The sequence below is a fragment of the Achromobacter veterisilvae genome (assembly GCF_037619525.1).
GTDB classification, from domain to species: domain Bacteria; phylum Pseudomonadota; class Gammaproteobacteria; order Burkholderiales; family Burkholderiaceae_B; genus Achromobacter; species Achromobacter veterisilvae.
Map to the genome: position 1 here is coordinate 1,516,488 of NZ_CP148753.1, position 12,983 is coordinate 1,529,470.

Annotated in this window: 7 protein-coding genes; 2 read left to right on the forward strand and 5 right to left on the reverse strand. The window is 65.0% G+C overall.

The window, feature by feature from the left end:
- Positions 1–7: 7 nt before the first annotated feature.
- Both WHX56_RS07090 and WHX56_RS07095 read right to left on the reverse strand, forming a co-directional pair.
- Positions 8–1,195 carry an acyl-CoA dehydrogenase family protein gene (locus WHX56_RS07090; protein WP_338880852.1) on the reverse strand — a complete coding sequence of 396 codons (1,188 nt, stop codon included), beginning with the start codon at positions 1,193–1,195 and terminating at the stop codon, positions 8–10.
- A gap of 42 nt (positions 1,196–1,237) precedes the next feature.
- Positions 1,238–2,578, reverse strand: a complete 1,341-nt coding sequence (locus WHX56_RS07095; protein WP_338880853.1) for an MmgE/PrpD family protein — start codon at positions 2,576–2,578, stop codon at positions 1,238–1,240.
- 213 nt (positions 2,579–2,791) lie between these two features.
- On the opposite strand from WHX56_RS07095, the gene WHX56_RS07100 reads away from it, so the two are divergent.
- Both WHX56_RS07100 and WHX56_RS07105 read left to right on the forward strand, forming a co-directional pair.
- Positions 2,792–3,586: an IclR family transcriptional regulator gene (locus tag WHX56_RS07100; RefSeq protein ID WP_287755151.1), complete on the forward strand. Its 795-nt coding sequence runs from the start codon at positions 2,792–2,794 to the stop codon at positions 3,584–3,586.
- 415 nt (positions 3,587–4,001) lie between these two features.
- Complete coding sequence (locus WHX56_RS07105; protein WP_338880854.1) at positions 4,002–7,358, forward strand: autotransporter outer membrane beta-barrel domain-containing protein; 3,357 nt, start codon at positions 4,002–4,004, stop codon at positions 7,356–7,358.
- A gap of 96 nt (positions 7,359–7,454) precedes the next feature.
- Here the strand turns inward: WHX56_RS07105 and WHX56_RS07110 are convergent, their stop codons facing one another.
- The 3 genes from WHX56_RS07110 to WHX56_RS07120 all read right to left on the reverse strand — a co-directional run bounded on the left by WHX56_RS07110 (position 7,455) and on the right by WHX56_RS07120 (position 12,983).
- On the reverse strand, positions 7,455–8,192 hold the full coding sequence (locus WHX56_RS07110) for a hypothetical protein (RefSeq protein WP_287754320.1): 738 nt from the start codon (positions 8,190–8,192) through the stop codon (positions 7,455–7,457).
- Positions 8,193–8,438: 246 nt separating this feature from the next.
- Positions 8,439–11,657: a hybrid sensor histidine kinase/response regulator gene (locus WHX56_RS07115; RefSeq protein ID WP_338880855.1), complete on the reverse strand. Its 3,219-nt coding sequence runs from the start codon at positions 11,655–11,657 to the stop codon at positions 8,439–8,441.
- 96 nt (positions 11,658–11,753) lie between these two features.
- Entirely contained in the window at positions 11,754–12,983 is a 1,230-nt protein-coding gene (locus WHX56_RS07120; RefSeq protein ID WP_129241476.1) for an EAL domain-containing response regulator, read from the reverse strand.

The following is a 12,983-nucleotide window of genomic DNA, read 5'->3' on the forward strand; positions in this document are numbered from 1 at the left end:
GCATGATTTATTGTTGTGGAAGGCCGTTGCGCAGCAGATCGCGCGCAATCACCCAGCGATGCACTTCGCTGGGCCCCTCGACGATGCGCAACACCCTGCACATGCGGGCGATGTACTCCAGCGGCAATTCCTTGGACAAGCCCATGCCGCCGAAAAGCTGGATGGCCCGGTCGGAAACACGCTGGATCAGCTCGGTTGCCTGCACCTTGACCATGGAACCGTCGCGCCGGAAATCGGCTACGCCCTGGTCGATCTTCCAGGCCAGGCGGTGGATCAGCAGGCGCACCATTTCGATTTCCTGATAGCTGTCCGAGATCCACCATTGGATCGCCTGCTTGTCGGCCAGCGGAGAGCCGAAGGTCTGGCGCGTATTGGCCTGCTCGATCATCATTTCCAGGCAGCGGCTGGCCAATCCCACGCAACGCGAAGCGATGTCCAGGCGGCGTATGCCCAGCCGGTTGGTGAGCGGCACGAATATATTTCCCACGTCGCCCAGGACCTGGCCGTCTTCCAGCTCGACCTCATCGAAGAACACCTGATAAGGGTGGAATTCACCGATCATGGGGTAGGAAACCGGAATGCTGACGCCGGGAGTCCCCTTGTCGACCAGGAACGCCGTCATGCCTCCCCGGGACCCGAGCTTCGGGTCCGTCACGGCCACGACGATCATGAAGTCGGCGCGGCGAGCGTGGCTGATCCACATCTTGGCGCCATTGAGCACCCATTTGCCGTTCTTCCGTTCGGCCCGCATCTTGATGTTGGCCGCATCGGAGCCGGCGCCGGCCTCGGAAAGCGCGATACAGCTCTTTTTCTCTCCGTTGGCGTAAGGCAGCAGATACTTGTCGATCTGCGGCCCCTTGCACAGGGCCTTCAGCAGATGGAGATTGGGGCTGTCGGGGGGAGGGACGAACGGCACGATCGAATGCTTGAGCTGCTCGATCACCACGCACTTCGCCAGCATGCCGAATTCCTGGCCTCCGAACTCCTCCGGCACGTCTATGCCCCACAAGCCCACTTCGCGGGCCGTCTGCTGCAGCCGCGCTTCCAGCTCGGCTGGAATCAGAGGATCGTCGCCCATGCCGCGCTCGGCCTCGCGCCGGATGATCAGGGGTTCGTGCGGAATCAGTTCGCGCTGCGTAAAGTTTCGCACCGTGTCCTGAATCATCCGGGTGGTTTCAGGCAAAGTGAAATCCATGTTTGCTCCTTGCTCCATGCCTTATATTTCGATTCGATTTTTCTAGCGCGCGATCGAGAGGAAATCCTCGATCCGGGCCTTCGGGTCCGACGCGATCGCCAACTGGGCGCCCGCATCCGCTTGCAACCCAACCCAGCCATAGCAGTCCGTGGCCTTGGCCATGAGTTCGTCGTCCGTCAGGGGCAGGACCGCGGAGCCGCGCAATGCGTCGACCTTGCGCTCGATGCATTGGCCGTCGCGGGTGTACAGGCGCACCAGCGCCCAGCGCGGAAGGATCGAGTCCCCTTGCGTGCTGCGCCCTTGCACGAAGGGAAGAAATGCCTGGATGGCGGGGCGCTGCACGCTTTCGTCCGTGAAGGCGGCCAGGCCGACGTGGCCGTCCAGCAACGCCGCGGCAACCGCGTACTCCAGGCTGAACTTGCCCTGCAATCCCGTCGCCGGCCGGTGATGGATGAGCGGAACCAGCGCGCCGGGACTGGTTTCGATTTCCACGCGCTCCACGTCCGCCAGGGCGATGCCGTGTTCCGCCCGCAGATCCAGCAAGCCATCCAGGACCCTGTGGGTCGCGTAGCACAGGGGATATTTCTTGACCTCCAAGCCGCTGGAGATCAGTTCCAGCGGCGCCTGGCCCAGCGTCGCGAGCGCCGCCGACAGGTCCTGTCCTTGTCCATAGAGCGCGGCGTAGCCCTGCTGGGCATCCATGGCGTCGGGAGACGAGGTGAATCCTGCCTGCGCCAGCCGGGCGGCGCGTATCGCCGCCGCGTTGGCGTGACCCGCCTGGAAGGATTTCGCGTCCGAGCCGAAATTCGCGCGCGTGCCCGCCGCCTGGGCGACCGCCATACCGACCGCATGCGCGGTTTTTTCCGCATCCAGCCGCAATAGGTGCGAGCACGCGGCGACCGTGCCGATGATGCCTATGCTGGCGGTGACGTGCCAGCCTTTTGCATAGGCATCGACGGCAACGGCCTTGGCCAATTTGCACATCACTTCGAAGCCTACCGCATAGGCGGACTGCAACCGCCCCATGCCGGCGCTCTCGGCCTCGGCCAACGCTATCAGCGCGGGCCATAGGACCACGCTGGGGTGGCCGCGCAATGGCGAAGTCACGTCGTCGTAATCCAGCACGTGGGCGGCGACACCGTTGTAGAACGCCGCTGCTTCCGCGGTGGCGCGTCCGGGGCATCCCCACAGCGACGCCTCGTCGCCGGTTCCCAGTGTCGCCAGATAGGCCATGGCGCGCGAAGAGGCCGGCTCGTTCTTGCCGGCCACGCCCACGGCATAGGTATCCAGCAGAGAGCGCGCGCAAGCCTGGCGCAGCGCGGGGGTCAGCACTTCGGGGTTGAACGCCGCGGAAAATGCCCCAATCCGTTCAGAAGGAGTCATACAGATCTTCCCTGTTTTCAAGCCATCGACCCGCAGTGGGCCGAGGTCTCGTCGCCGTCCGATTCCACCCGCATGCGCGAGGGCAAGGGTACGGGGACATCTATTCAATTAGTCCATAATTTGGACTATGTTGAGCCAACAAAGTACTTACTCTACCCAATACCCGCGCGCTGGTCGCATAATTGGACCGCCATAAGGTCCATATAGTGAAAAATGTCGATCCGAACCAAGCGCGATGCCAACAATGGAACCCAGGTCCTGCAACGTGCCGCCGCACTGTTGCGCCTGATCACAGCGAACAATCGCATGGGCATGCGCCTGACGGATTTGCACTGCCTGAGCGCCATAGAGAAGCCGACGGCCCATCGCATTCTGCAAGGCCTTATCGCTGAACAAATGGTTCGGCAGGACAATGCCAACAAGCGCTATTACCTCGGCCCGGCCATGTATGAAATGGGGCTTGTCGCTGCCCCCAGGGTGGCATTGCGCGACATCTGTTTTCCCCATCTCCAGGCGATCGCGGAGCAGACTGGCGACACCGCATTCCTGACGGTGCGCTCGGGATTCGACGGGTTATGTATCGATCGGGCCGAAGGCGGCTTCCCGATCAAGGCATTTGTGCTCGACATAGGGCGGCGGCGCCCGTTGAACGTGGGCGGAGGCAGCCTGGCGATACTGTCGACCTTGCCTGAAGCCGAGATCCAGCGCATATGCAGCGCGAACGCCGATCGCGTCAAGGCCAACTTTCCCCGCTACAACGCGGCGGATCTGCTGCGCGATATCGCCGCGTCGCGCGCGCGCGGCTACGCCGTCAAGGATGTGCTGGAAATACCCGAGGCGCGCTCCGTCGCCGTACCGATCTGCGGGCATGATGGAGAGGCCATCGCCGCCATCAGCGTGGCCACCCTCAAAGCTCGATTGGACGATGCGCGCGCGGCTACCGTGGCGGGATGCATCGCGCAGGCCGTCGCCCAGATAGAAAACCGGCTCGATGAGGCGCGCCGATAACGGGTGCAATAGGCCCGCTGCCTCGACTCATAGGAATTGTTCGAGCTTCATCGGAATCGACCGAATATCTCATCGGCATTGATCGAGCATCTTGTCGGAGTTGATCGAGCATCTCATCGGCATTGATCGGGCCGCAGTCCAGGACACTTAAGTGGCTGCCATCAGAGGCGCGGTGGGTCAATTTCGCATCATTTATTTCGAAATTCAGCCAAATATGTCGCATTTGCAATTGTTTGCATTGATCGACGATGTGGGCGGTGCGCTTTAAGAATAATCTTATATTTTTCACACTGCGTGGCCCGCAACATGATGACTACTGCAACGTACTCGCCGCTATCCGGTACGTACGTAGTCCATCTCACGCCTTTTCGGATTTGTATGGGTACGGCTCGGATAGGGGCCAAGGAATATCCCCATGCAAATCAAGCTCAGCCCTATCATGATGGGCCTGCTCGCCGCCGCGCTTCCCACGACGATGTGGGCGGCAGAGCTGGGCCAGGTTGTCGTGTCCGACCCCTCCGGGACGACGCAGGTCACGTTGAACATCGGAGATGCCGTCACTTATGCCGGGACCGGCGCGGCCATCGACGTATCGGTTGCCGGCAACGCCGTGATTGGCGACAGGGTCACGATCACGGCCGGCTCCGCATCGGCCAAGAATACCGTCGGCGTCCGGGCGACGTCGGGGGGATACGTCAAGCTGGTCGACAGCATCGTCGAGAGCGTGGGCGTAGGCCAGAATGCCCATGCCCTGCATGCCAAGGGGGCGGGCAGCCTGATCGAGGCCACGGATTCCCTGATTTCGACGCAGGGCGATTATTCCTACGGCGCCTATGCGCAGGATGGCGGAAAGATCGTCCTGGACGGGGGCGGCATTTCCGCGGCCGGCCGCAGCAGCGCGCTTCGCGCCGAGGGCGCGAACTCCACCATCACGGCCAAGAACCTGAGCATTACCATGGGCAAGAACGCCGATGCCGTCTACGCGGGCCAGGGCGGGACCGTGACGCTCGAGAATTCCACGATCAGTTCGGGCCCCGCCGGATCCGGAGGCGGCTTGAATGCGTTCGGCGCGGGCTCGCTCATCTCCATCCGTAATACCGACGTCGAGGTCGGCAGCGGCGGCGTGGCCGCCAGCGCCGGTAACGGCGGGCGCCTCGAAATGGACGGCGGCACGCTGCGGGCCGCCGATGGCGGCTATGCCGCCGTCGTGCTGAGCGGCTCCTATGGCGGCGGGCAGGCGTCCTCGGCGGACATCCGCAACGCGACGCTCGTCATCAATGGCACCTACGTCTACGGCATCAACATCAATGCCGAAAATACATCCGCTGTAATTGAAAACGTTTCCATCGACGTTCAGGGCAGCACGGGCGCTACGGGCGTCTGGCTGCCCTCCATCGGCACCTCGTTGACGGCCCGCCGCTTCGACATCACGAGTTCCGACCTGGGCATCGACGCCCGCGCGGGAACCGTGACGCTGGAGGACGGGTCCGTGACCACGCAGCGCACCAACGGTTACGGGCTCTATGCCTCTCGCGAATATGGCAGCACGGCCACGATCAAGGCCAAGAAGGTAAAGATCGAGACTTTCGGCGCCGGCGGGGTCGGCGCGCTGGCACGGTTGTCGGGAGCCGAGATCGCCCTGGAGGACTCTTCCGTCACGACGCACGGCGAGGGCGCCTATGGCCTGTTCGTCAGCGGGGCGGGCGCCAAGATGTCCACGCGCAACACCAGCGTGACGACCTCGGGCAGGAATGCGACCGGCCTGGCGATGAGCAACCGCGCGGCGGTGACCCTGGACAACACCCAGTTCTCCATGTCCGGGGCCGACGCGCGCGGCATCTGGAGCTACACCACCAGCGCGGGCGTCAGCAACGCGGTGACGCTGAAGAACGGCACGCACATCAGCACCCAGGACGGCGCTGGCCTGCTGGCCACCGGCGGCAGCCACACCTTCACGATCGAGAATTCCGGCATCACCGCGCGTTCGGGCGGCGTGGAAGAGGACGGCGTATTGCTGCACTCGCGCGCCGTCACCGTCACCAGCGGCGGCGTGTCGACCGTGATCGAAACCGAACAGGTCACCCTGGACGCGACCAACGCTGCGCTGAAGGGCGATGTCGTGATGGACAGCGGCAGCGCGGACATCTCGCTCAAGAGCGGTTCGGTGCTGACCGGCGCCTTGATCGAGCGCGGCATCGGACGCGTCAACAGCCTGTCGCTGGACGGCTCCAGTACCTGGAACGTCCGCGGCGATTCGTCGCTGGGCACCCTGAACGCCGCCGGCACCGTCGCGTTCACCTCGCCGGGCGCGGGCGGCGCATTCAAGACGTTGACTGTCAATAACTATGTGGGCGGCGGCACGCTGGTGCTGAACACCCGTCTGGGCGACGACAGTTCGCCCACGGACCGGCTCGTGATCGACGGCGGCACGGCCTCCGGCAATACCTCGCTGCGTATCTTGAACGCGGGCGGCGTCGGCGGGCGGACCGAGTACGGCATCCGGGTCGTCGAGACGATCAACGGCGGCACGACGGCGGCGGACGCGTTCCGGCTGGACGCGGGATCGACCGGCTATCGTTCGGGTTCCGCCACCCTGGCCCTGAACGGCTACGATTACAGCCTGGTGCGCGGCGGCAACGGGGGCGTGGCGCCCGACTGGTACCTGACCTCGGACTATACGCCGCCGGTGACCCCTCCCGTCACGCCGCCGGTGAAGCCGCCCGTCACCCCGCCGGGGCCGCCCATCGCGCCGCCGGAGATCCTGCCGCCCGTGGCGCCCGGTTTCAGGAACGTGTCGCCGGAAAGCGGCGCCTATCTTGGCAACCAGCGCGCCGCCACCCGCCTGTTCACGCACAGCCTGCAAGATCGCGCGCCGGCCTACCACGAGGCGTCCGAGACCGCGTCCGATGACGGCCGCAGCGTGTGGGCGCGGGCGCAGGGCCGCCACGATGGCGGGATGCGCATGCAGGAAGGCAAGGTCGACATCGATACCGACAGCGGGATCCTGCAATTGGGCGGAGACCTGCTGCGGGCGCCGGTCGGGCAGGGCGGGGCCGCGTACGCGGGCTTCATGGGAGGTTACGGCGAGGCGCGCAGCCGGTCCACGTCCACGTTGATACTGCCGGGTTCGGGAACGAAGGTGCACGCCCGGGCGCGAGGGAAGGTGTCAGGCTATTCCGTGGGCATGTACGCGACGGTGTACCAGAACGACGCGACCCGCCTGGGCGCCTATGCGGACTCGTGGCTGCAGTACGGCCGCTATTCCAACCAGATCAGCAGTGAGCTGGGTTCCGCCCGTTATCACTCCAACGTCTGGTCCGCTTCGCTGGAATCGGGCTACGCGCTGCTTCCTTTCGCCGCGGATTCCGCCCTGGGCAACCTGGTGGTGGCGCCCAACGCGCAAGTGGTCTACAGCCGCTATGACGCGAAGGACGCCACGCTGCAAGGCACCCGCATGCGCAGCGGCAGCGATAACGCCTTGACCACGCGTGTGGGCGTGCGGCTGTATCCCGCCGCGCCGGCGGGGGCGGACCGGCCGGCGGTGCGTCCGTTCCTGGAAACCAACTGGCTGCACAGTAGCAGTAACGCGTCGGTCCGGATGGGAACCAGCACGCTGGACGCGGTGCCGGCGCGCAACGCGCTGGAACTCAAGCTGGGCGCCGAGGGCCAGGTCGGCAAGGCCGTGCAGGTGGCGGGGCACGTCTTTGGCCAGGCCGGCAACGATAGCCAGCGCGGCTACGGCGGCATGTTGAACCTGCGCTACCGCTGGTAGCGCGGCAGGGCGGCGGCCAGATCCTGGCCGCCGGACGCAAAAAGCGCGGACGGAAGATATCTTCCGTCCGCGCTTTTTTTTGTCTGGAGGCCTGCGTTAGCCGCGCGGCGGGTAGCGGGAGCCGACGCGGAAGTTGCGCCAGTTGTCGCCGCTCAGCGCGAGCAATGCCCTGAGGCTGTCCGCGCCCAATGGCGGGGACAGCACGTCCCCCTGGAATTGCAGGTCCGGGAACATGCGCATCCAGTGCAGGTCATGCGCGTGGTCCGCGTTCGAGACCAGGACGGGAAGCTTGGCCAGGTCGGCGCGTTCCAGCAGTTTGATGAACCGGCCGCGCAGGGAGGAGTACTCGGAAAAACCGGAGGGGACCCTCAGGTGCAGGCCGGTGACCCGCAGGGCTCCGTAAGAGCTGGGCCCGCTTCTGGCGATGGTGGGCATGAGCCTGGTGCGCAGGCCGATATGGAATTCGGTGTAGGAGGAGAAGAGTTGCGAACGGGCGTGCAGGTGGGAAACCAGGGGAGCATGGAACGTCACGAGGGATGCCGGATAGGAGCCATCGAAACGTTGCTCCGGCGGCCGGTCCGGGCTGGCAAGGAGTTCGTTGCCGTTCAGGGCCACCCCGCCCGAGGCGCATACCTCGGCCGCCGACCAGCCGATCCGGGGGGGATGGTCGCCGTAGTTCACGGAAAAAGGGATGCGTTCGTTGAATGCCTGGAAGAACGCAATGGCGTCGTGCACGAGGCGCGTGGGTTGGCCGGGAGCGCTGCGCCGCCATTCGTAGCGGCGGGTGGGGATGGCGACCGCGTACTCAAGCACCAGGCCCTTGGCTGAGAACACCGGTTGAAAGTTCAACCCTTCGATAGCCGGGCGTGTCGGCGCGCTTGCCGCAGCGGCATCGTGGTTCACTAGAGAGTCCATTGATCGCATCTGCCAGCAACCCATCGGTTATGGACGACGCCGCGGTGACGGCGCGCATGCGATACAGGAGACTGAGCATTCGGAAAATGAAAATTCTAGTAATCGTGCGATCGGCCTTCTATAGGAATATTCTCAATTTGAAGCGCGGGTTGATCCCGTGCGGTGTCATACCGTGGCCAGCATGGCCTTCATGTCCGCGATCAGCGCCGCCAGGTTTTCCTGGGCCGAGGCGCTCAGCCCATCGTTGCGCAACTGGTTCTCCACGCGCTCGGACTGGCTCTGCAATTCGGTGAGCTCGACCGCCGCCAGGCCGCCGCGCATGCGGTGCAGCACGGCGCGCATGTCGCGCGCGTTGGCTTCGCGTACCGATTTTTCCAGCGTGGCCAGGTCCTGGGTCATGGTTTCCAGGAAGATGTTCCGGTACTTGGACGGGATGGCGGGAGCCTTGCCCGCCGCGCCCGCCGGGGCCGGTCCGGAGGCCCGCGGCGCGGCCGCGGACCCGTCCTGCGCGTCGGCGAGGGGGCGCAGGCGGCGCCACAGCGAACGCAGGTCGATGGGCTTGACCAGCCAGCTATTCATGCCGGCCGCCATGCAGCGCGTTTCCTCTTCTTTCATGGCGTTGGCCGTCACGCCGATGATGGGCACCGTCACGCCCCGCGAGCGCAGCGTGCCGGCGAGGTCGTAGCCGTTCATGCGGGGCATGTTCACGTCGGTCAGCACCAGGTCGAAGGGTTCGATGCTCCACATCGCGAGCGCCTCGGCGCCGTCCGGCGCGATCACGACCCGGCAGCCCAGTTGTTCGAGCTGGTCGCGGATCGTGACCTGGTTGATCGGGTTGTCCTCGGCCACCAGCACGCGCAGGTTGAGGGGCGTATAGGCCGCCGGACCGGCGTCCTGGGGAATCTCGGCCGCGCCGGACCTCAGGCGCTCGATGGCCTGGCCGATGCTCAGCATGGAATGCCGGTCGACTTGCGGGCGATGCCTGTCCAGCGTATCGGCGCCGCCCGCCACGATGAGCAGGCCGGCCCATTCCGCGGGTTTGGCGTTGCCGGACAGCAGCACGTCGACCAGCACGCCGTCCAGTCCGCTGTCGGGGTAGGAGTCCGGCGGCACCACCGTCGCGCGGGCGCCCCAGTGGGCCAGCCATTGGCAGATGTTCTCGCTCAGTTCCTTGCGCGGACTGCGAACGTGGATGTTCAGGTCTTGCAACTGGGGCGGATTGCAGGCGGGCGCATCCGCTTTTTCAAGTTCGATGTCCACCGAAAAGCTGCTGCCCAGGCCGGGTTCGCTGGTGACGTGGATGGTGCTTCCCATGAGTTCAGCCAGCTTGGCGCAGATGGACAGGCCGATGCCGGCCCCCCGGATGGTGTGCGAGCCGCTGTCGATCTGGTAGAACGGTTCGAACAGGCGGACTTGTTCGGCGGGACCGATGCCCACGCCGCTGTCGACCACCTGCAGGCTGAGCCGCGCCTTGCCGCCGGGAAGATCCTCGGCCCGCAGCCGGGCGATGACGTGGCCCGATTCCGTGAACTTGATGGCGTTGCTCAGGAGATTGCTGAGGATCTGCCGTATGCGGCCGCCGTCGCCCTTTACGCATGCCGGCACGGCGGTGTCGACGCAGCTATAGATGATCAGGCCCTTTTGCTCGGCCATGCCGGCATAGGAGGCGACCGTCGCCTGGAAGAGTTCGCGCGGGTCGAATGTATCGACTTCCAGGGCAAGCTGGCCGGATTCGATCTTGGTGATGTCCAGGATGTCGCTGATCAGTTGCTGGAGGATCACGGAGGAGGTCTGTATGCGGTCGACGTGGCGCCGCTGGTCTTCGCTCAGCGGCGTCATCGCCAGCACTTCCAGCGTGCCCAGCACGCCGTAGAGCGGAGTCCGGATCTCGTGGCTCATCGTGGCCAGGAAGGTGGACTTCGCTTCGCTGGCCTTGTCGGCCTGCTCTTTGGCCAGGGCCAGGGTGCGCTCCATTTCGGCGCGCGCGCTGATGTCGGCAAAGGCGCACAGCACCACGTCCTGCTTCTTGTAGCGGGTGGGCGCGAAGGTCACGAATAGCGGCCGGCCGTCATATGCCAGGAAGGTCTCGATGGTGCCGGGCGCGCCGGATCCCAGGGCCCGGCGCAGCAACTGGTTGGCGTCGGGGGAGTTGTGCAGTTCTCCGCCGGGCTCGATGCCCAGCCATTGCGAGGCCAGCGCGTTGCTGAACACCACCTTGCCGTCGGGACGCGACAGCACGCAGAGCGCGACGGGCGCGGTGCCCAGGACCGTGCGGTTGAATTCCTCGTTTTCGACGATGTCGCGATGCGCGGCCTCCGCCGGCTGGATCACGCGCCGGTTGTACCATCGCAGATAGGCCGCGCCCAGGCCCAGCCCCAGGATCAGCAGCAGCAGGACGCCGACCGGCAGCCACATGTTGGCCTGGAAGAGGCTGCTGTACTTCAGCTTGTAATAGCCGGTCCAGGTTCCGCTCTTGTCGTTGATCTTGAGGACCAGCCCGTCGGCGGCGTAGTGGAAGCCGGCCTCTTTGTCGGGCCCCGGCGGCGGATCCTCGCCCACCAGTACGCCGTTGCCTTGCCGGGCCAGCCAGAACTGGTCGTACAGCGGCACGTTCAGGACCTTCTCGGAAATGCTGATCCGGTCCCTGCTGAGCAGCGTCGCGGCATAGACGTTGCGCCGGACGTCCGGCGCCTCGTTGCGCAGGCCCAGGGGCAGGCTGGTGGGCAGCATGCCGATCATGGCGTCGGGCAATCCCGGGTCGCGTATCCATTCGACCTTGTCCGGCGCGCCGAGCTGCGCTTCCTGGGGGTCCGCGCCGCCCGACTTGTCCATGATCGCCTCGACCACGGTCATGAACGCCCGGCGCGTCAGCGGCTCGTATCCCGAGTCCGTGGCCACCGCGGGAACGCTGAGGCTGACTTCCCGGCTGGGGGAAACGACGAACACCGGCGCGGCGGGGTAATACGAAGCGGCCCAGTGGCTGGAGTAGAAATCGGACAGGTAGGGGCCGATGCCGGCAAACACGCCGTTTTCGACGGGGCAGGCATCCGGCCGCTGACAGAGCAGCGAGAACGGCATGGACGCGAGCGCGTGCTGGCCCTCGAAGAAACGCCAGGCGGGGGGATCGAAACCCGCCACCTCGCTGACGTGGGTGGAGGACACCAGGTTATGGGAGTCGGGCCGCCAGGCCTGCGTGTGCAGGGCATGGAGCATCCGCTCTTGCGCGTTGACGTAGCCGACGAGAATCGAGAAGTCGATCTGGAACTTGTCTTCTTCTTGCTGCAGGATGCGCTGGCCGCCCCAGTAAAGGGCGCCGGCCAGCACCATCACGAGCGGCAGGATGCCGAACAGCGCGGTATTCAGGCGGCGCGAAGCGCGTGTCACGTTTCTCAGCGGCGTATCCAGTTTCATAGACGATGTGGGCCGATCTCGCGCTAGGGTCCAGGGCCTATCGACACTAAAAGCAGTTTCGCACAGGCTCTAGTGAGGGGGGGTACAAGGAGCAGGAAAAAGCGTGGGTTCGTTGGCCAGCAATCGGCTGAAGGCGGAGACGTCGACGGCCGCGGAAATCAGGTATCCCTGCGCATAATCGCAGCCGATCTGGCGCACGAATTGCAGGTCCTGCATGGTTTCCACGCCTTCGGCGGTCACTTGCAGGCCCAATTGCCTGCCCAACTGCACCGAGGATACCAGCGCTGCCGCCCTGACTTCATCTTTTGCCGCGCCGCAAACGAATGCCTGGTCGATTTTCAATTCCGTGAACGGGGTGGAGATAAGGCTGTACATCGTACTGTAGCCCTTGCCGAAATCGTCTTGCGACAGCCCGAAGCCCTTGAGCCGCAGGCGGCTGGTGCCCATATAGTATTGCCCGGCGGCGACGGTCATGTCATCTTCGAGCAATTCGAAGGTCACGTCCTCGGCCGGCAATCCGGAATTCGTGACCATGTAGTAAAGCTCGTCCGGCAATTGCGGCCTGTCGAGCAGGGACGTGGGCAGATTGACGGAGATGGGAATGCGGTGCCCCTGGCCGCGCCAGATGCGGTAGGCCTTGAGCCCGTCTTCCAGCATGCGGATCAGCAGTTCGTGGTCCAGGCCGTATTCCCGCAGGGTTTTCAGGAACGACGAAGGCATCATCAGCCCCAGTTCCCGGTGCTGCCAGCGCACCAGCGCCTCGGCGCCGACGATATTCCCCGACGACAGCGATTTCTTGGGCTGGAACCACGCGCGGATGCTGCCGTCCCGCAGCGCGTTCTGCAGGCTTTTCCTGTCGAGCAGGCTGCTTGCGTAGCCTGTGTCGGGGCCGGCCGACGGCGTGTCGGAGGGATGCTTGCGCAGCAGGCCCGCCGCGAGGCTGCCGACCTCTTCGCGGGAAATGGGCTTGACGAAGGCGCCCAGCACGGCAAGGCCTCTTTCCTTCGCCATCAGGCTGATGCTGTTGGCCATCCGGCGGGAGCAGCCGGTCACGATGGCGAGCAGGGGATTCAAGTCCTGGCGGGCAAGCTCGTGGATGAACTGGGCGCCGTCCATGACGGGCATGTTCACGTCCATGACCACGAGGTTGTAGCCTTCGTCCCGGATGCCGCGCAGCGCGTCGCCCGCGCTTTGCAGCGTATCGACGCGGCCGAACCCGGCTTCTTCCAGCATGTCCTTCAGGTGGGCGCACTGAAAGGCATGATCGTCCAGAACGAGCACTTTGTAGGCAGACAGCAT